This is a genomic window from Pseudomonas fluorescens group sp. PF-1, from assembly GCF_054481335.1.
Window position 1 is genome coordinate 1988573 of sequence record NZ_JBTMNG010000002.1, and the last position, 18357, is coordinate 2006929.

Sequence of the window (18357 nt, forward strand, 5' to 3'; positions counted from 1 at the left end):
GGAGGATCATGCGCGCCATACCTCTACTTACGCTTCTGCTTAGTGGCTGGTTCATTGTTCCAGCCCATGCCGATGAAGCCCAGGACTGGTTGACCCGTCTTGGTCAGGCCGAGCAGCAGCACAGCTTTCAGGGTACTTTTGTCTACGAGCGTAACGGTAGTTTTTCTACCCATAAGATCTGGCACCGCGTCCAGGAGGGCAAGGTCCATGAACGCCTGCTCCAGCAGGATGGCTCCGAGCAGGAAGTTGTCCGCATTGACGGGCATACTCAATGCGTCAGCGGCATCCTGATAGCCGGACTTGGGGATTCCCCGAATTCTCCCGCGCGAGCCCTCGATCCTCAAAAGCTCAAGAATTGGTATGACCTTGCTGTCATCGGCAAGTCGCGCGTGGCCGGTCGACCGGCGGTGATCGTTTCACTGACGCCACGCGATCAACACCGCTATGGTTTTGAACTGCATCTGGATAAAGAAACCGGCCTTCCTCTCAAGTCATTGCTACTGAATGACAAAGGACAGTTGTTGGAGCGATTCCAGTTTACGCAACTGGATACCGCCGATGTCCCTTCTGACGCCGAGTTGCAGCCAGGCGCAGATTGCAAGGCGGTCAATCTCGAGAGTGACAAGGCTTCCTCTGTGAAGGCGGCTCAAACTTGGCATTCTGACTGGTTGCCACCCGGTTTCGAGTTGGTCAGCAGCTCGGCTCGCAAGGATCAGGAAACCAAAACCCAGGTCAACAGCTTGATGTATGACGATGGTCTGGCGCGTTTTTCGGTGTTCCTGGAACCGTTGAACGGCGCGACAGTCACTGACACCCGCACGCAGCTGGGCCCCACCGTTGCCGTTTCCCGAAGCCTGACCACCCCGCAAGGCGGAATGATGGTCACGGTCGTCGGCGAAATTCCGGTCGGCACTGCAGAGCGGATTGCGCTTTCCATGCGCAGTGACGCCGCCGCAACCAAGCAGTAAGCCGAGATAGAAATGTTTCGTGAACATTTCAATTTGCAAAATCCAGTGAATTTTTCTTAAGTCAGAGCCCTCGGCTCTGGCCTTGTTTGTTGTTCCCGGAACAAAAATACCGGCGTATCTTTCTCGGTGTTCCTTGATCCATATCGCTTAACCATGCTCGTCGTAACGGGAGCCGTATGTCGATACCACGCTTGAAGTCTTACCTCTCCATTTTTGCCACAGTACTGGTGCTCGGTCAGGCGGTCGCTGCTCAAGCGGTCGAATTGCCTGATTTCACGCAGCTGGTCGAACAGGCATCGCCTGCGGTGGTCAACATCAGTACCACGCAAAAACTGCCGGACCGCAAAGTGTCGATCCAGGATATGCCTGACCTGGAAGGCTTGCCGCCGGCGCTTCGCGAGTTCTTCGAGCGGGGCATGCCGCAGCAGCCTCGTTCACCGCGGGGCGATCGTCAGCGTGAAGCCCAATCCCTGGGTTCGGGTTTCATCATTTCGCCTGATGGCTACATCCTCACCAACAATCATGTGATCGCCGATGCCGACGAAATTCTCGTGCGTCTGTCCGACCGTAGCGAAATGAAAGCCAAACTGGTCGGCACCGACCCGCGTTCCGACGTGGCGCTGCTGAAAATCGAAGGCAAGGATCTCCCGGTCTTGAAACTGGGCAAATCCCAGGATTTGAAGGCTGGCCAGTGGGTCGTGGCAATCGGTTCGCCATTCGGCTTTGACCATACCGTGACCCAAGGTATCGTCAGCGCCGTCGGTCGTAGCCTGCCAAACGAAAACTACGTGCCGTTCATCCAGACCGACGTGCCGATCAATCCGGGCAACTCCGGTGGTCCGCTGTTCAACCTCAATGGTGAAGTGGTCGGGATCAACTCGCAGATCTATACCCGTTCCGGCGGCTTCATGGGCGTTTCGTTCGCAATCCCTATCGATGTGGCCATGGACGTTTCCAATCAGCTGAAAAGCGGCGGCAAAGTGAGCCGCGGCTGGTTGGGTGTCGTGATTCAGGAAGTGAACAAGGATCTGGCCGAGTCGTTCGGTCTGGAGAAACCGGCCGGTGCGCTGGTTGCTCAGATCCAGGACGACGGTCCGGCTGCCAAGGGTGGTCTGCAAGTCGGGGACGTTATCCTGAGCATGAACGGTCAACCGATCGTCATGTCTGCCGATCTGCCGCACCTTGTGGGCGCATTGAAAGCTGGCTCCAAGGCTAAGCTGGAGGTGATCCGCGACGGTAAGCGCCAGAACGTCGAGCTGACTGTCGGCGCCATTCCTGAGGAAGGCAAAGAGCTGGACAGCCTGCCCAAATCGAGCATCGAGCGCAGCAGTAATCGCCTGGGTGTTTCCGTGGTTGAGCTGACGGATGAGCAGAAAAAAACCTTCGACCTCAAAGGCGGCGTGGTGATCAAGGAAGTCCAGGATGGTCCTGCTTCGATGATTGGCTTGCAGCCAGGAGACGTCATTACTCACCTGAACAATCAGGCCATCGAATCGACCAAGCAATTCACGGAGATCGCCAAGTCGTTGCCGAAGAACCGTTCGGTGTCGATGCGGGTTCTGCGTCAAGGTCGCGCCAGCTTCATCACCTTCAAACTGGCTGAATAGTCTGGTTGTAAGCTGAATGAAAAACCGCCTCGAAAGAGGCGGTTTTTTTATGCCTGAAGTTTTTCGGGCACTCAGCCCATCATGTCCTTGATCATGCGTTCCTGCTCCATCAGCTCACGCTGGCGCGCATCGATGCGTGACGACAGCGGGAAGTTGCTGCCAGCCTTGCGCTTGGCGAAATCCAGTTGCTGGATGGCCTGTTTATAGTCGCCTACAAGCGCGAAATACTCGGCACGTGCCTGATGCAGACCGATGATGTTGCCTGACAGGCCGCGCGTTTCGGCAACCTGATACCACACGTCCGGATCATCCGGCCGCGACTTGAGCAGGCCTTCGAGTGCCTTTTCGGCATCGGCGGCACGGTTCTGTTTCAGCAACAGGTCGACGCGCACCTGATTCAGCGGGTAATTGCCTGGGTACTGCGTCAGCATGCGGTCAACTCGGGATTGAGCGTCCGGCAGGCGGTTGTTGGTGATGTCCAGATCGACCTGAGCGAGGTTATAGATGAGCTCGTTCGGCGACTTGGCCAGCAGTGGCTTGAGATTTTCCCGTGCTTCGTTCAATTGGCCGCCCTTGATCTGGGCGATGGCCAGGCCGTAGCGAGCGACATCGCTTTTCGGATTTTCATCCAGCTCGGCGCGGAAACGCTTGGCACCCAAACCCGGGGTTTCTTCATAGAACAACTGGACCCGTGCGCGAATCAGTTGATAGCGAAGGCTGTCTTCGATACCCCCCTTTGGCGCTTGTTCGGCGCGGTTGCGGGTGTCGGCGATCCGTGATTCGGTGACCGGGTGAGTCAGCAGGAATTCCGGTGGCTTGGCGTCATAACGGTACTGACGCCCCAAGCGCTCGAACATGGTCGGCATCGAGCGCGGGTCGTAGCCGGCTTTTTCCAGATTGAGGATGCCGATACGGTCGGCTTCCTGCTCGTTCTGGCGCGAAAACCGGCGCTGTTCCTGAATCGCTGCCGCCTGCGTACCCGCAATGGCCGCGATACCGGCGTCGCCGGCACCGGCCGCAGCAATCACGATACCCGCCAGCAGGGCGGCCATCATGGGGACTTGCATGCGCTGCTGGGCTTCGACGCCACGGGCAAAGTGACGTTGTGACAAGTGAGCCAATTCGTGAGCCAGTACCGAGGCGTATTCACCTTCGGTCTGGGCGTTGAGGAACAGGCCGCCGTTCACCCCGACAATCCCGCCCGGGGCGGCGAAGGCGTTGAGCTGGGGGCTGTTGATCAGGATGAACTCCAGGCGCCGGTCATTGACCTGGCTGGTCTCGACCAGTCGGTAAACGCTGGATTCCACATAGTCCTTGAGCTGCGGGTCGTTGAGCTGCGATACCTGGCTGCGCAACAGTGCCAGCCATGCACGGCCCAACTGGTATTCCTGCTGCGGCGAGACAATGGCAGAGCTGGCGTCGCCGAGTGACGGCAGGTCGTCGGCGAAGCCTGGCGAGGCAAGCAGGCAAGCAAGCGTCAGCAGGGTAGGGCGCAAAAAAGTCATGCACAAAGCCTTAGTCGACAAAGACCTTACTGTAGCCGGACACCAGCGCCGCGACCAGATATTCTAGGCAGCTCAACCACCTGACCAGGAGTGATGCAATGACCGACGCTGTAGCCCATGACGTTGAACTGGACGCCAGTGGCTTGAATTGCCCGTTGCCGTTGCTCAAAGCCAAGATGGAACTCAACCGGATGGCCAGTGGCGCAGTGCTCAAGGTGATTGCCACTGATGCGGGTTCACAGCGCGACTTCCGCACCTTTGTCCGATTGGCCGGTCATACGTTGCTTCGCGAAGAGGATGAAGCGGGCGTTTACCGGTACTGGTTGAAAAAAGCCTGAAACCTGCTGTGTTTGTTCTTAAGGATTTCTAATGTTCAAGGTGTTACGCGACTGGATTCAGCGCTACTTCTCCGATGAAGAAGCCGTGGTTCTGGCCGTCCTGTTGTTCCTGGCGTTTACCGCCGTGCTCACGCTGGGCGGCATGCTTGCGCCAGTGCTGGCCGGGATGGTGCTGGCCTACTTGATGCAGGGCCTGGTGGTGACCCTCGAACGCCTTCGTATACCTGGTGGGGTTGCGGTGGGGTTGGTCTTTGCGTTGTTCATGGGAGTGCTGCTGGTGTTCATCGTGGTCGTGGTGCCGTTGCTCTGGCATCAGTTGATCACGCTGTTCAACGAGTTACCGGGAATGCTCGCCAAGTGGCAGTCACTGTTGTTGCTGCTACCGGAACGCTATCCGCATCTGGTATCTGACGAACAGGTGCTGCAGGCGATTGAAGTGGCGCGGGGCGAGATCGGCAAGTTCGGCCAGTGGGCGCTGACGTTCTCGCTGTCGAGCCTGCCGCTGCTGGTCAATATCATGATCTATCTGGTGTTGGTGCCGATTCTAGTGTTTTTCTTTCTCAAGGACCGGGAGATGATTGGTTTGTGGGTGCGCGGTTACTTGCCTCGTGAGCGCGCGTTGATCACCCGCGTTGCCCACGAGATGAACCGGCAAATCGCCAACTACATTCGCGGCAAGGTCATCGAAATCGTCATCTGCGGTGGCGCGACCTATATCGGTTTCGTTGTACTGGGGCTCAACTACGCGGCGCTGCTGGCGTTGTTAGTGGGAATTTCGGTGGTGGTGCCCTATGTCGGGGCCGTGGTGGTCACTGTGCCGGTGCTGCTGATTGCGCTGTTCCAGTGGGGCTGGAGCGATCAGTTCATCTATTTGATGGCGGTCTACGGCATCATCCAGGTCCTGGATGGAAACGTGCTGGTGCCTTTGCTGTTTTCGGAAGCGGTCAACCTGCACCCGGTGGCGATCATTTGCGCGGTGCTGTTGTTTGGTGGCCTGTGGGGCTTCTGGGGGGTGTTCTTTGCGATTCCCCTGGCGACCCTGTTCAAGGCTGTGCTGGATGCCTGGCCGCGCAAGGAGCCTGTGGTGGCGCCTCTGCTTTAATGACCGAATGGTCTGTTGGCGCCAAGGCGCTTTCGCTGGCGGACCAGTGAGAGCGCCGGCGCAGGCGTCAAACAATCAAGCCTTGTTCAGCGCCTGGGCAGCGGCTAAAACCGCATCAACATGCCCCGGCACCTTCACGCCACGCCATTCCTGACGCAACACACCGTTCTTGTCGATCAGGAACGTGCTGCGATCCACGCCCATGTATTCCTTGCCGTAGAGCTTTTTCAGCTTGATCACGTCGAACTGCTGGCAAAGCGCTTCTTCCTTGTCGCTGATCAGCTCGAAGGTGAATGCTTGCTTGGCCTTGAAGTTTTCGTGGGATTTCAGGCTGTCGCGCGACACGCCGAACACCTCGGTGTTGGCGGCTTTGAAGGCTTCGAGTTGATCGCGAAAGCCCTGGCCCTGAGTGGTGCAGCCTGGTGTGCTGTCCTTCGGATAGAAGTAGATCACCACCTGCTTGCCTTTGAGGGCCGCGAGGCTGACGGTCTGTCCGCCGGTGGCGGGTGCTTCGAAATCGGCAACCGGTTGGTCGATAGCAACGGCCATGAAAGCTTCCTTACATTGGGTTTTGTGGGCGCCACGGTTCAATCAGGGCATCCAGGTTCAGCGCGTCGGCGAAGTCGAGGAATTGATCGCGCAACCAACTGATCTGCACACCGGCCGGCAAGGTCACGGTAAACGTGGCGTTAAGCATGGTGCCGCCGGTCTGCGGAGCCTGATAGGTATCGCAAGTCAGGTTTTCCAGCTCGACGTTGTGGTCCATGAAGAACTGGCACAACTCGTTGACGATGTCCGATCGGTAGGCCGAGCTGACGTATGCAACGTAAGGCAGAGCCTGTGGACGATTCTCCAGGGCTGCGCTGCGCACTACATTGACGGTGAACGCGTGCCGTTTCGCCAGCACGGGCAGGCTGCCTTCCAGGCGTGCCAGGGCGTCCCAACTGCCAGAGACTTCGAGGATAAGCGCACTGCACTCGCCGTGGCGTGTCAGGCGTGAGGTAACCACGGCGCAGCGATTTTCATGGCTGGCGCGGCACAGGACGTTAGTCAGCTCCATGGGGTTGGCGCCAAGGGCACTGATGACAAGGAATTGTTCGCGAACTGTGGGGGTGGACATGCAGCATTCCTAAAGCGATGAGCGGTCAATACTTCTGTCGGCTTGTTTTAGCAGGGCGAGCCAGCGGATGCGAATTCAGAAAGCCCGAGGCACAGGTTGCAACGTGCTCCACAATGGCAAGAGCGAGGGGCCGCAACGCTGGATTGGGGCTTGTGATGCCGAAAATGGAGGCTTAAACCCGACGTACGAGCTTGTCAGTATCGATCAAAGTCTGAAGGGTAGCGAAAAGCGACGCTCAGGGGAATGGCGGCAGCGCAGTACTTCGCTTGTACAAGCATCTTGGCGCCAGTACCATTACCGCTCTCTTTTTCCGGCAGGAGCGGTTGCATGATTGCGGGCAGTATGGTGGCACTGGTCACACCCATGGATGCACAGGGTCGTCTCGACTGGGACAGTCTGAGCAAACTGGTGGACTTTCACCTGCAAAACGGCACCCACGCCATCGTGGCGGTCGGCACAACAGGTGAGTCGGCCACTCTTGATGTGAGCGAACACATCGAAGTCATCCGTCGCATAGTGAAGCAGGTCAATGGCCGCATTCCGGTGATCGCCGGTACCGGCGCCAACTCGACCCGTGAAGCCATCGAGCTGACCACCAACGCGAAGACCGCCGGCGCCGATGCCTGCCTGCTGGTCACTCCCTACTACAACAAGCCGACCCAGGAAGGCTTGTACCAGCACTTCAAGGCGATCGCCGAAGCCGTCGATATCCCGCAGATCCTCTATAACGTGCCCGGACGTACCGCTTGCGACATGCAGGCTGAAACCGTGATCCGTCTGTCGACCGTCAAGAACATCATCGGCATCAAGGAAGCCACCGGCGACCTCAAGCGTGCCAAAGCCATTATCGACGGTGTCAGCAGCGATTTCCTGGTGCTCTCCGGTGACGATGCCACCGCAGTCGAGCTGATCCTGCTGGGCGGCAAGGGCAATATTTCGGTCACTGCCAACGTTGCACCGCGCGAAATGGCCGACCTGTGCATCGCTGCGCTGAATGGCGAGGCCGACAAGGCGCGCGCCATCCATGAAAAGCTGATGCCGCTCAATAAAACCCTGTTTATCGAATCCAACCCTATCCCTGTGAAATGGGCGCTGCATGAGATGGGCCTGATGCCGGAAGGCATCCGTCTGCCGCTCACCTGGCTCAGCGCCGAATGTCACGAACCGCTGCGGCAGGCCATGCGCCAGTCCGGCGTTCTGGTTTAATTGAGGAAGCATTACGCATGAAGCGATTGGCCGGACTTTCCGCACTTGCCTTGATCATCTCCAGCACCAGTGGCTGTGGATGGGTCTGGGGCCCGGAAGGTTATTTCCGTGACCGTGGTAGCGATTACCTGCAAGCGCAACAGACTGCACCGATGCAACTGCCGCCGGATGTTCGCACCGCCAAGCGTCTGGATCCGCTGTTGCCGATCCCGCGTAACGTAGCGGACGAAACCGTCAAGGGCGAATACATCGTGCCTCGGCCGCAACCATTGTCGGCCATTGCCGATGCCAGCGCCTACTCCCTGCAGAAGAGCGGTGACTCGCACTGGATCCTGGCACAAAATCCGCCGGCCGAAGCCTGGCCAGTGGCCGTGCAGTTCTTCCAGGACAACGGTTTCCGTCTGGACGAGCAGCGCCCGCAGACCGGCGAGTTCACCACGACCTGGCAACACTCTGACGAACTGTCCGCCGCCATGGCCAAGCGCCTGAGCGCAGCCGGTGTCGGCACTGACAGCGAAATCCGTGCCCGTGTGCGTATCGAACCGGGCGTGCAACGTAACACCAGTGAAGTCTATGTGGTCACTGCCGAGCGTCCTGCCGGCAGCACCGCCGATGTCGCCTTCACCAACCGTTCGGTCAATACTGGCCTGGACGCGGCACTGGTCGACGACATGCTCGCGAGCATGAGCCGCATCTCGGAGAAGGGCGGTTCGGTCTCCATGCTGGCCTCCCGTGACTTCGAAACGCCAAGCCGTGTCAGCCTGAGCGTTGATGGCAGCGGCAACCCTGTCCTGAACGTCGGTTCGGACCTGGATCGGGCCTGGGCGAGTGTCGGTCGTGCATTGGAACAGGGCGAATGGCGCGTTGAAGACATTAACCGCAGCCTGGGCCTGTACTACATCAACCTGGCGGAAAAAGCCGAGAAGAAGGATGACAAGCCAGGTTTCTTCAGTGGTCTGTTCGGCAGCAAGCCAGACAAGGAACAGCTTGAAGCCCGTGCCGAGCGTTATCAGGTTCGCCTGAGCAAGGTGGGCGACAGTGTTCAGGTCACCGTCGAGAAAAACATCAATACTGTGGCGCCTGCTGATGTAGCGCGCAAAGTGTTGAGCGTGATTCAGGACAACCTGGGCTGATCACATGCGTTTTGCCGTTCTCGGCAGCGGTAGCCAGGGGAACGGCACGCTGATAGCCAGTGCTGATACGTACGTGCTGGTGGATTGTGGTTTCTCCCTGCGGGAAACCGAAAAACGCCTGCTGCGCCTGGGTGTGAACCCTGCGCAGCTGAGCGCGATACTCGTGACCCACGAACATGCCGACCACGTGCATGGCGTGGGTTTGCTGTCTCGGCGCTACAATCTGCCTGTCTACCTCAGTCGCGGGACCTTGCGCGGGATGCGCAAGCCGATTGAACCCGCGGGTTTCCTGGCGGATGGCGAACAACTGCAAGTCGGCGACTTGAGCATCGGTGTCATTGCCGTGGCCCATGATGCGCAGGAACCGACGCAATACGTGTTCAGCGACGGTCAGCGACGCTTTGGCCTGTTGACCGACCTGGGCTCGTACTGCAACAAGGTGCTGGACGGCTATCGGGATCTCGATGCATTGATGATCGAGGCCAACCACTGCCGTGACATGCTGGCTCGCGGTCACTATCCGTACTTTCTTAAGCAGCGGGTAGGCGGCGAACTGGGACATTTGAACAACCATCAGGCGGCATTTCTGGTGGCCGAGTTGGGCTGGAAAGACCTGCAACACCTGGTCCTGGCCCACCTGAGCAGCAAGAACAACTTGCCGCAGCTGGCCCGGCAATGTTTTGTCGACACCCTTGGGTGCGACCCGGACTGGCTGCAACTGGCCGATCAAGATTCAGGGCTCGACTGGCGACACATCGCCTAGCCCATCTACTTACCAAGCGGAGCCCATCATGGAAAAACGTGAAGAACTCTACCGCGGCAAAGCCAAGTCGGTTTACAAGACCGACGACGCTAACCGTTTGATCCTGCTGTTTCGCAACGACACTTCGGCGTTCGACGGCAAGCGCATCGAACAGCTCGACCGCAAAGGCATGGTGAACAACAAGTTCAACGCCTTCATCATGCAGAAACTCGAAGCAGCCGGCGTGCCGACCCAGTTCGACAAACTGCTGAGCGACAATGAGTGCCTGGTCAAGAAGCTGGACATGATCCCGGTCGAGTGCGTCGTGCGTAACTACGCCGCTGGCAGCCTGGTCAAGCGTCTGGGCGTGGAAGAGGGCATGAAGCTTAACCCTTACACCTTCGAACTGTTCCTGAAGGACGACGCCAAGGGCGACCCGTTCATCAACGAATCCCACGTCGTGGCGTTCGGTTGGGGGACGGCTGAGCAACTGGTTCGGATGAAAGAACTGTCGCTCAAGGTCAACGAAGTGCTGAGCAAGTTGTTCGACGACGCAGGCCTGCTGCTGGTCGACTTCAAACTCGAATTCGGCGTGTTCCACGACGGCACCATCGTCCTGGGCGACGAATTCAGCCCGGACGGCTGCCGTCTGTGGGACAAGGCGACCGGCAAGAAAATGGACAAGGACCGCTTCCGTCAGGGCCTCGGTGACGTCATCGAAGCCTATGAAGAAGTCGCCAATCGTCTGGGTGTACCGCTTTAATCGACGCAAGCATCTGATAGCACGGAAAAATTTCGCTTAGGGGGTTCGCTTCCGGCGAAAGTGTTGTTATGATGCGCGCCGTTGGAGAGATGCCAGAGTGGCCGAATGGGACGGATTCGAAATCCGTTGTACCTTCACCGGTACCTAGGGTTCGAATCCCTATCTCTCCGCCATACCTTTACGAAAAAGCCCTGATTATTCAGGGCTTTTTCGTTTCTGTGTTTCTGAAAAAATCTCGGCCCATGACCCTGGATGGCGCAGTGTTTTTCGATCAAAGGCGGATGTCTGTTGTCGCCGACACCAAATTGATCCAGTCACCGAGATGCCACTGACCCTGTCCTATTTTTACTAATTCTGCAGTCTCCCTTCCAGGCATCCGAGACTGGAAGGAATAGCGATGAGTTTCATGGCAGGTGGAAAATCCATGGGATCGGTTTCGCCATTGATTTGAATCAATAAAACGCCAAGGACTGTGTTGTAAACAGCGCATCAACCTTTTGGGGATGCAGTTGATGAACGATTCCAGCCAGACAACCCGAATTATCTGCAACGACCTCGAACTAGCCGATCAATTGCGCCAATTGCTGGTTCATATAGCACCAGATTGCGAGGTGCTGAGCGCTCCGAGTGATTGCAGTGCCGTGCCGTTTTGCCGCTGGCTCGGTGAGGCGCAATTGGCGTCACCTGGCCTGGTGCAGGCTGCTTTGTTGGATGCTACCGAGGTTTTGGAGCAGACTCGACACGCCTTTAAATCTCGCGAGCTGGGGCTGCTACGGCGGCGCTTGGTTGCATTGCTGGATAAACTGTCAGACAATCCAGAGTGATGTAAATATGCCATTAGTAGGTTCCGCCTAATGCGGGAACCGGCTTTGCCGAGCAGGACAACGGGCCTGAAAGACGAAGCGCCGTGACACCAGTTCTTGACCAGAACTCGGTGTCGCGGCGTTTTTTTTTGTTAACAGAAAGGAATCTCTACAACACAGGGGTCTGCGAATGAAGGTGACAAAAGATCTGGAGGAGTTGCTCAGGCGTATTCGTCTCGATCACGAGGAAGTTGTCGAACGCTTTCGCTTTCTCGACTGGACGGCCGAAGATGCCGAGCGACTCGGAGCAGCAGCTCAGCACATGGCCCCGGCTCAGCAAGCTTTCGTCGATCATTTGTACCGTCACCTGGCGAACTTCTCTACGCCGTCTGCGTTACTTCGTGCGCCGGAGGTCACCGCACGTTTGAAGCTCAGCCAGGTCGAGTATTACCAGTGTTTGTGGGGCGGGCCCTACGATGACACCTACGTCAACGGCCGTCTGCGCATCGGCGTGATTCACCAACAAGTCGGCCTGGAGTTGAAGTGGTACCTCGGTAGCTACCGTCTTTACCTGGACGACATGCTTAAAAGCGTGTTCGGCGACAGTCAAAACGCCACGCTCTATTCAAGTCTGTTGAAGGCGGTGTTCTTCGACATGACCTTGGCCATCGACACCTACAGTGCGGCTCAGCACAAGGCTCTGGAGGACAGTGAGGCTCGCTTCGCCCGTGCGCTACGCGGTGCCAACGATGGAATCTGGGATTGGCATGTCGATCAGGATCGCCTGTACGTTTCAGAGCGCTGGGCCAGCATGCTCGACCTCAACCGCGACAGCATCGGCGAGAGCAGTGCCAGTTGGTTCGGTCGCGTGCATCCGGACGACTTGCCGGAATTTCGCCAGGCCATCGATGCCCACATAAAAGGGCAGACACCTTCTGTCCATCACGAGTACCGCATCCGCCAAAACAACGGTGGCTATATTTGGGTACTGGTGCGAGGGGTCGCCGAAGTCACGACAGCAGGCCAGCTACGCATGGCTGGTTCACAGTCGGATATCAGTGCACGCAAGGACGCTGAGCAGCGGCTCAATCATGCCGCCCACCATGATCCGCTGACCGGCCTGGCCAACCGTATGCGCCTTGATGAGCAAATGCAGAAAACCTTCATGAAGCGGCGCAAGGGAGGTGCTCACGAGGCGTTGTTGTTCATCGACCTCGACCGCTTCAAGTTGATCAACGATAGCCTCGGTCACAACGTCGGTGATCGCGTGCTGGTAGAAGTGGCACAGCGCTTGAGAGACGCTCTGCGCCCCAGCGATCAGCTGTTCCGCTTCGGCGGAGATGAGTTCATCGTATTGCTTCATGAACTCTCCTGCGAACGCGACGCCGAGCAAATATCCCAACGCATTCTCGACAACCTGCATCAACCGCTGCACATGGACGATCGTGTCCTGGTGGTCAGCGCCAGTATCGGCATCGCCCCATTGCATGATCACGGCAAAGCGCTGGATGTCTTGCAGGCCGCCGACCTTGCCCTCTACAGAGCCAAGTCTGCCGGCAAGGCGCGGTTCGCCCACTACAGCGAAGCGTTGCAAGACACCGCGCAACACCATCTGGAACTGGAGTCCGCTCTGGGCCAGGCGCTGCAACACAATGAATTCGAACTGCATTACCAACCGATCTATCGTCTTGAGCAGGGGGCGCCCCTCATGTCCGGGGTCGAAGCGCTGGTACGGTGGCGCCATGGCGAACGTTTGATCTCGCCCCTGGAGTTCATCCCGGCGCTGGAAGAGTCGGGGGAAATCATCCGCGTTGGCGAATGGGTACTGCGCCAGGCCTGCCAACAGACCCGCCTGTGGCAACTGGCCGGACATGGCCATCTGCGCTGTTCGGTGAACATTTCCAGCCTCCAGTTGCAACAGGCCGACTTCATTCTCCGGGTGATCGACATCCTGCGTGAAAGCGGCCTGCCACCTGCCAGCCTGATCCTGGAGATTACAGAAAGCCAACTGATGCATGACGATCTGGACACATTGGCCTGTCTGAACGAATTGGCCAGTCTTGGTGTGTTGTTGGCGCTGGACGATTTTGGCACCGGTTACTCCTCGCTCGGTTATCTCACACGCTTTCCACTGCACATCCTCAAGCTGGATAAAAGTTTCATCGGCGGCATCCCGTACGACAACAAACAGAGCTCGATCAGCCAGGCGATCATCGGCCTCGGCCGTAGTCTTGGCCTGGAAGTCGTGGCCGAGGGCATCGAGAGCCCGGCACAACTCGACTTTGTGGTGGGTGAAGGCTGCCACTACGCCCAAGGCTACTGGTTTAGCCGACCACGACCTGCTGCGCAGATGCAACGGTTGTTCAGCGGAGAAGACTGTTTCGAGGGGCTCGGATGTCCATTGCTGTAAGCACGGCAGGCACCCAGCGTTATCCATCAGCTAAGGAGGCAAATAATGAAAATCAATCTTCCGGTCAGTGGTCGTGCTGTCGAGTTCAGCGTCAATGCGAACATTCTTTCAACAACCAACCCGAAGGGCGCCATCACATACGTCAATCCGGATTTCATCAACATCAGCGGTTTCAGTGAGGCCGAGTTGCTCGGCGTCAATCACAACATCGTGCGTCACCCGGATATGCCGCCAGAAGCTTTTGAACATCTTTGGCAAACCCTCAAGGCCGGACGCTCGTGGATGGGCCTTGTAAAAAATCGTTGTAAGAATGGTGATCACTACTGGGTCAGCGCCTACGCCACGCCGATGCAGCGCAATGGTGAAACAGTGGAGTACCAATCGGTTCGTACGCGCCCACCGAAAGCACTGGTAGAGGCCGCCGAACATCTCTATGCACAGTTGCGCAGAGGTAAAAAAACACACTGCCTGTCTCCGTCACGACTGTCCGTCGGCATGCGCTTGGCACTTGCTGCCACTGCGCTGAATCTGCTCGGTTTTATCGTTTTAGGCTGGGTGGGCGCCCTATCCTGGAACCATGCAGCTATTGAGCTTGCTGATCGGCGGCATGCTGCGCTATAGCCTGCGTCCCCTCGACGTCCTTGCCCGAAAAGCCACAAATATAGCCAATAATCCACTAAGCCAGATGCTGTACACCGGCCGTCGCGACCAATTCGGACAGATCGATTTCACCTTGCAAATGCTCGAAGCCGAGACGCGGGCAGTCGTTGGACGCATTGCCGATTCGGCCCATCAGTTGAACAAAGAAGCCGAAGAGCTCGTCGCCGCAGTGGACAATAACAACAGCGTGACCTTACAGCAGCAAGGGGAAACTGCTCAGGTGGCCAGCGCCATAACCCAGATGGCCAGCAGTGTGCAGGAAGTGGCGCGCAACGCTCAGCTCACCGCCAACGCAGCGAGCCTGGCCAATCAAGAAACCGACCGAGGTCGAGAGCTGGTCGAGCAAACCTGCCAACACATCGATAGCCTCGCCAGCGAGGTGCAGCAGACCAGCGCGGTGATTTACCAACTGGAACAACATAGCCAGGAAATCAACCGCGTCCTCGAGGTCATCCAAAGCATCGCCGAACAGACAAACCTGCTCGCCCTCAACGCCGCTATCGAGGCCGCTCGCGCCGGCGAGGCCGGGCGCGGTTTCGCCGTGGTCGCCGACGAAGTGCGCGGGCTGGCTTCGCGCACCCAGCAATCCACCGCGGAAATCCAGGGAACCATCGATACCTTGCGGCGCTCCACGGGTGACGCCGTGGTCGCGATGCAACGCAGCCACAGCAAGGCCGAGACCAGTGTTGAACAGGCACAGTTTGCCGCCCGGGCGCTGGATGGAATCACCCAGCGAGTCGGTGAAATCAGCGATATGAGTGTGCAAATAGCCGCCGCCGTGGAAGAGCAGAGCTCGGTGGGTGACAGTATCCAGTGCAACCTGACAGGTATCAGTCAAGCCACTCAGAGCAATGTGCTTGCCGGTAACCAGAGTCGCACGACTGCTGCCCATGTCGCCCAACTGGCTGAGCGCCTTCAACTGCTGGCGGCGCAATTCTGGGGGCGTTAACGTAATGAATGACGGGTTCGAGTTGGCTGACCCGTCCAGCGCAATCCGGTTTCAAGCTGAAAAGGCAGTCGTGATCAGCTCAGCGTTTCCGACCGAAGGCGCGGCCTGTTCGAATAGGTTGCCAAGCATCGGCACATTGCCCTATGTATAGTGGCCATATTGCATCTTCTGGGCAGTCTTCATGAGTTACCGGTGCCCATTGTGGGTAATACCTTTCATCTTTTTGCTATCACTGCAGGTCAAGGCTGATACGCCGACATTGCGCGTGCTTGCCTGGCCTGGGTATGCCGACGGTGACATCGTTGCTGCCTTCGAAAAACGCCATGGCGTTAAAGTCGAAGTCACCATGGTGGGTAGCGATGAAGTGCTTCGAAGCAAGATGACGGAAAACCGGGGCGGTGATTTCGATGTGATTGCTGCCAATACGGCGGAGGTCCACTACTACGCCGACCAAGGCTTACTTCAACCGCTTCGCCCGGAGCGGATTGCCAATACTTCTCGTCAGCTCCCGCGGTTTCGCGATTATTCAAGAATCCCCGATGTAGTGGTCGACGGTCGCATCTACGCCATTCCCTATGTCTGGTCAGACATGGGACTGATCTATGATCGAAAGCAGTTCAGTCAGCCACCCGACTCGATCACCAGCATGTGGGACCCGAAGTTTCAGGGCAGTGTGCTGGCATTCAATACAAGCAACCATAATTTTTCCCTGGCCAGCCTGTCTTTGGGCGGCGATCCGTTTCGGATAAAGGCTGCCGATTTTGCCCGTGTGTCCGAGCATTTGGTTGCTCTGCGCCGCAATGTCCTGACGTTCTATTCGCTACCGGAGGAGGCTGCCGAGCTTTTTCGTTCGCATAACGTGGCACTTTTGTTTGCCAACTACGGGCGTCAGCAACTCAAGCAGCTACGAGACGCGGGGATCGATGTGGGTTATGCGATTCCGCGTGAAGGCGCGCTGGCCTGGCTCGACTGCTGGGCAATCAGTCGTGGTGCGCGCGATCCGGTACTGGCCAGCGTCTGGATCAACTACATGCTCGAGCCTGAGGTCAGTCACCTCCTCACTGAACGTCAGGGGCTCCCTAATACACTGCAGGAGCCGAACGAGGGCGGCTCCACATACCGCTTGATCTGGCTGCGTCCCGTTGAGAACGACAAGCGCCGCGCCGAACTTTGGCAACGTATCGTGTCGGGCGAGCGTCCGCCGTTGGAGCCGCGATGAGGTTTGGCATCGCCTTTAAACTTGGCTGCCTGATGGCTGTTTTTGGCATGTTGCCCACGGCTCTTGCGGGGTACTACATCTATAACAGCAGTCGCGAGTTACTGCTTCAGGCTGCCGAGCGCGATTTGCAAACCGCGGTTCAAGTGCTCGGGCGTAATCTTCAGAGCAGTTTGCACAATATCTCTCTGGATGCCGCTGTGTTGACTCATGGTCCGCAGGTTCGCCAGTTGGCGAGTATCAACGACCCCGCGCAACGTAGTCACGTGCAGGATGATCTGGCCGCATTGTTCCGCGCGATGTTGCTGGCGCATCCTGACTACATGCAGATTCGTTTGATCAGCGCCTCCGACCATGGACTGGAATGGGTTCGCCAGGATCGGGACGGCAATCATATCGTCAGGGTCAGTGGTGCCGATCTGCAAGAGAAGGGGCATTTTGCCTATGTGTTCGAGGCGTTGAAGTTGGCTCCGGGCGATGTACGCATTTCTCCTATTGTCATCAATCGCGAGCAAGGCGCGCATTCCGGGTTGGGCAAACCGACGTTGCACGTTTCGACGCCTGTGGCGGACGCCGACGGGAAAGTGTTCGCACTGCTGGTCATCAATGTCGATCTCGACCAGCTGTTCAGCCAACTGCAAAGTGATTTGCCGGATGAATATCAGGTCTATCTCAGTAATCGTTGGGGCGATTTATTGATTCATCCCGATCATCGGCGGACGTTCGGTTTCGACCAGGGCCGCCGCCTGTTTCTGCAAGATGAGTTCTCTGAGGTGTCCCGGCTTCTCGATACGAGCGGCCCCAATAGCTTGATCAGTCGTAGCGTCGAACAAAATCAACAAGATGGTTTGGTTGCGGCTTTTGTGCGGCTTGCCAACAACAGCAAAACATCTGAACCTTTTATTATTCTTGGCCTGGGGCAACTGCAGAGTCATGTGCTGGCGCAAGCCTCGCGTGCCGGTGGCTATATCGCTCAAATTGCCGTGTTTTTCAGTCTGCTGGCACTGCTGGTGGCGTTCATTGTGTCCCGGGCGCTGATTCGACCGCTGCGCAACATGACCGAAGCGGTCGAGTTGTTTTCCCGGGAACGAAAGATCAGCGAGCTGCCGCCTCGACAAGACGAGTTGGGTGTATTGGCGCGCAGTTTCCGTGCGATGAAACAGGAAATTCTCACCCAGCTCGAAGACCTCACCCACAGCCGCGCAGCGTTCGAACACCTGGCCCGCCATGATTCGCTGACGGGGCTGCCCAATCGGCGGATGTGCTTCGAACGTCTGGAACAGGCCTTGATCAGTGCGCGACAGAGCGGTCAGAAAATGGCTTTGCTGTTTGTCGATCTGGATCATTTCAAGGAGGTGAATGATCAGTGGGGTCACCGCTTTGGCGATCAGGTCCTGCAGGCGGTGGCCAAGCTGCTCGGTTCAGTCAGTGAGGCCCGCGACAACGTCGCACGCTTGGGAGGAGACGAATTCGTGATGTTCTTTGAGGATGTCCAGGATCCTCGGAAAATAGTCGCGTTACTGGAAAAGCTGCATGTCTGCTTTCAACTGCCGCTTTTGATCGATGGAAAAGGGGTGAACGTCCATGCCAGCATGGGCGTGAGCATGTTTCCACGCGACGGCAACGACATTGGGACTCTGATCCAGCATGCCGATCATGCAATGTATAAAGCAAAGAGTGCGGGCAAAAACAGGTACTCCTTCGAAGTGATGGTTGAAAACTGACAGAGAAGTGGGTGCCTGGCAGGGTCGCTGTTTTTCTGTATGAATAAGCCATTTAGACGTCTGAAAGTTTACCGAGCCTGGTCGTTGTTATTCCCCGTATCCGTGTGATTT

The 18357-nt window shown here is 57.4% G+C and carries 17 protein-coding genes and 1 tRNA gene; 15 read left to right on the forward strand and 3 right to left on the reverse strand.

The features are described from left to right. Positions 1-8 precede the first annotated feature (8 nt). Both ACX3YD_RS23950 and ACX3YD_RS23955 read left to right on the forward strand, forming a co-directional pair. Entirely contained in the window at positions 9-968 is a 960-nt protein-coding gene (locus ACX3YD_RS23950; RefSeq protein ID WP_103405181.1) for a MucB/RseB C-terminal domain-containing protein, read from the forward strand. Positions 969-1144: 176 nt separating this feature from the next. Beyond that, positions 1145-2575: a DegQ family serine endoprotease gene (locus ACX3YD_RS23955; protein ID WP_047526781.1), complete on the forward strand. Its 1431-nt coding sequence runs from the start codon at positions 1145-1147 to the stop codon at positions 2573-2575. Positions 2576-2646: 71 nt separating this feature from the next. Here ACX3YD_RS23955 and ACX3YD_RS23960 read toward each other — a convergent pair whose 3' ends face one another. Then, positions 2647-4080: a M48 family metalloprotease gene (locus tag ACX3YD_RS23960; protein ID WP_047526783.1), complete on the reverse strand. Its 1434-nt coding sequence runs from the start codon at positions 4078-4080 to the stop codon at positions 2647-2649. 98 nt (positions 4081-4178) lie between these two features. On the opposite strand from ACX3YD_RS23960, the gene ACX3YD_RS23965 reads away from it, so the two are divergent. After that, a complete protein-coding gene (locus ACX3YD_RS23965) occupies positions 4179-4418 on the forward strand; it encodes a sulfurtransferase TusA family protein (protein WP_047526784.1) in 240 nt (79 codons plus the stop codon). Between the two features lie 31 nt (positions 4419-4449). Next, complete coding sequence (locus tag ACX3YD_RS23970) at positions 4450-5520, forward strand: AI-2E family transporter (protein ID WP_103405182.1); 1071 nt, start codon at positions 4450-4452, stop codon at positions 5518-5520. A 75-nt stretch (positions 5521-5595) separates the two neighbouring features. Here the strand turns inward: ACX3YD_RS23970 and ACX3YD_RS23975 are convergent, their stop codons facing one another. Both ACX3YD_RS23975 and ACX3YD_RS23980 read right to left on the reverse strand, forming a co-directional pair. Continuing rightward, on the reverse strand, positions 5596-6069 hold the full coding sequence (locus ACX3YD_RS23975) for a peroxiredoxin (protein ID WP_103405183.1): 474 nt from the start codon (positions 6067-6069) through the stop codon (positions 5596-5598). A 10-nt stretch (positions 6070-6079) separates the two neighbouring features. Next, positions 6080-6640, reverse strand: coding sequence for a glycine cleavage system transcriptional repressor (locus ACX3YD_RS23980; RefSeq protein ID WP_047526789.1), 561 nt, complete (start codon positions 6638-6640; stop codon positions 6080-6082). A gap of 327 nt (positions 6641-6967) precedes the next feature. On the opposite strand from ACX3YD_RS23980, the gene dapA reads away from it, so the two are divergent. The 11 genes from dapA to ACX3YD_RS24035 all read left to right on the forward strand — a co-directional run bounded on the left by dapA (position 6968) and on the right by ACX3YD_RS24035 (position 18246). Then, positions 6968-7846: a 4-hydroxy-tetrahydrodipicolinate synthase gene (gene dapA / locus ACX3YD_RS23985; protein ID WP_103405184.1), complete on the forward strand. Its 879-nt coding sequence runs from the start codon at positions 6968-6970 to the stop codon at positions 7844-7846. A gap of 17 nt (positions 7847-7863) precedes the next feature. Then, positions 7864-8979 carry an outer membrane protein assembly factor BamC gene (gene bamC, locus ACX3YD_RS23990; RefSeq protein ID WP_103405185.1) on the forward strand — a complete coding sequence of 372 codons (1116 nt, stop codon included), beginning with the start codon at positions 7864-7866 and terminating at the stop codon, positions 8977-8979. Positions 8980-8983: 4 nt separating this feature from the next. After that, positions 8984-9742: an MBL fold metallo-hydrolase gene (locus ACX3YD_RS23995; RefSeq protein ID WP_047526792.1), complete on the forward strand. Its 759-nt coding sequence runs from the start codon at positions 8984-8986 to the stop codon at positions 9740-9742. A 28-nt stretch (positions 9743-9770) separates the two neighbouring features. Continuing rightward, the gene (gene purC / locus ACX3YD_RS24000; protein WP_090467683.1) at positions 9771-10484 is read left to right on the forward strand and encodes a phosphoribosylaminoimidazolesuccinocarboxamide synthase; all 714 of its coding nucleotides are present in this window, start codon (positions 9771-9773) and stop codon (positions 10482-10484) included. Between the two features lie 83 nt (positions 10485-10567). Further along, positions 10568-10657: transfer RNA gene (locus tag ACX3YD_RS24005), tRNA-Ser, on the forward strand. A gap of 339 nt (positions 10658-10996) precedes the next feature. Next, positions 10997-11308 (forward strand): hypothetical protein, encoded by a 312-nt coding sequence (locus ACX3YD_RS24010; RefSeq protein WP_103405217.1) that lies wholly within the window; start codon positions 10997-10999, stop codon positions 11306-11308. 169 nt (positions 11309-11477) lie between these two features. Continuing rightward, the gene (locus tag ACX3YD_RS24015; RefSeq protein WP_103405186.1) at positions 11478-13697 is read left to right on the forward strand and encodes an EAL domain-containing protein; all 2220 of its coding nucleotides are present in this window, start codon (positions 11478-11480) and stop codon (positions 13695-13697) included. Between the two features lie 45 nt (positions 13698-13742). Beyond that, positions 13743-14318: a PAS domain-containing protein gene (locus ACX3YD_RS24020; RefSeq protein ID WP_458961210.1), complete on the forward strand. Its 576-nt coding sequence runs from the start codon at positions 13743-13745 to the stop codon at positions 14316-14318. Between the two features lie 280 nt (positions 14319-14598). Further along, positions 14599-15306, forward strand: coding sequence for a methyl-accepting chemotaxis protein (locus tag ACX3YD_RS24025; RefSeq protein WP_458962079.1), 708 nt, complete (start codon positions 14599-14601; stop codon positions 15304-15306). A gap of 181 nt (positions 15307-15487) precedes the next feature. Further along, positions 15488-16525 (forward strand): ABC transporter substrate-binding protein, encoded by a 1038-nt coding sequence (locus tag ACX3YD_RS24030; RefSeq protein ID WP_458961211.1) that lies wholly within the window; start codon positions 15488-15490, stop codon positions 16523-16525. Then, positions 16522-18246: a diguanylate cyclase domain-containing protein gene (locus tag ACX3YD_RS24035; RefSeq protein ID WP_047526800.1), complete on the forward strand. Its 1725-nt coding sequence runs from the start codon at positions 16522-16524 to the stop codon at positions 18244-18246. The genes ACX3YD_RS24030 and ACX3YD_RS24035 overlap by 4 nt, the downstream gene beginning before the upstream one ends. Positions 18247-18357 lie beyond the last annotated feature (111 nt).

Excerpts from the sequence above, each read along its gene's own strand:
- ACX3YD_RS23955 (WP_047526781.1), top strand. The coding sequence starts at position 1,145 with ATGTCGATACCACGCTTGAAGTCTTACCTCTCCATTTTTGCCACAGTA.
- ACX3YD_RS23980 (WP_047526789.1), bottom strand. The coding sequence starts at position 6,640 with ATGTCCACCCCCACAGTTCGCGAACAATTCCTTGTCATCAGTGCCCTT.
- ACX3YD_RS23975 (WP_103405183.1), bottom strand. The coding sequence starts at position 6,069 with ATGGCCGTTGCTATCGACCAACCGGTTGCCGATTTCGAAGCACCCGCC.
- ACX3YD_RS24015 (WP_103405186.1), top strand. The coding sequence starts at position 11,478 with ATGAAGGTGACAAAAGATCTGGAGGAGTTGCTCAGGCGTATTCGTCTC.
- ACX3YD_RS23950 (WP_103405181.1), top strand. The coding sequence starts at position 9 with ATGCGCGCCATACCTCTACTTACGCTTCTGCTTAGTGGCTGGTTCATT.
- ACX3YD_RS23970 (WP_103405182.1), top strand. The coding sequence starts at position 4,450 with ATGTTCAAGGTGTTACGCGACTGGATTCAGCGCTACTTCTCCGATGAA.
- ACX3YD_RS23965 (WP_047526784.1), top strand. The coding sequence starts at position 4,179 with ATGACCGACGCTGTAGCCCATGACGTTGAACTGGACGCCAGTGGCTTG.
- purC (WP_090467683.1), top strand. The coding sequence starts at position 9,771 with ATGGAAAAACGTGAAGAACTCTACCGCGGCAAAGCCAAGTCGGTTTAC.
- ACX3YD_RS24030 (WP_458961211.1), top strand. The coding sequence starts at position 15,488 with ATGAGTTACCGGTGCCCATTGTGGGTAATACCTTTCATCTTTTTGCTA.
- ACX3YD_RS24020 (WP_458961210.1), top strand. The coding sequence starts at position 13,743 with ATGAAAATCAATCTTCCGGTCAGTGGTCGTGCTGTCGAGTTCAGCGTC.
- ACX3YD_RS24025 (WP_458962079.1), top strand. The coding sequence starts at position 14,599 with ATGGCCAGCAGTGTGCAGGAAGTGGCGCGCAACGCTCAGCTCACCGCC.
- dapA (WP_103405184.1), top strand. The coding sequence starts at position 6,968 with ATGATTGCGGGCAGTATGGTGGCACTGGTCACACCCATGGATGCACAG.
- bamC (WP_103405185.1), top strand. The coding sequence starts at position 7,864 with ATGAAGCGATTGGCCGGACTTTCCGCACTTGCCTTGATCATCTCCAGC.
- ACX3YD_RS23995 (WP_047526792.1), top strand. The coding sequence starts at position 8,984 with ATGCGTTTTGCCGTTCTCGGCAGCGGTAGCCAGGGGAACGGCACGCTG.
- ACX3YD_RS24010 (WP_103405217.1), top strand. The coding sequence starts at position 10,997 with ATGAACGATTCCAGCCAGACAACCCGAATTATCTGCAACGACCTCGAA.
- ACX3YD_RS23960 (WP_047526783.1), bottom strand. The coding sequence starts at position 4,080 with ATGACTTTTTTGCGCCCTACCCTGCTGACGCTTGCTTGCCTGCTTGCC.
- ACX3YD_RS24035 (WP_047526800.1), top strand. The coding sequence starts at position 16,522 with ATGAGGTTTGGCATCGCCTTTAAACTTGGCTGCCTGATGGCTGTTTTT.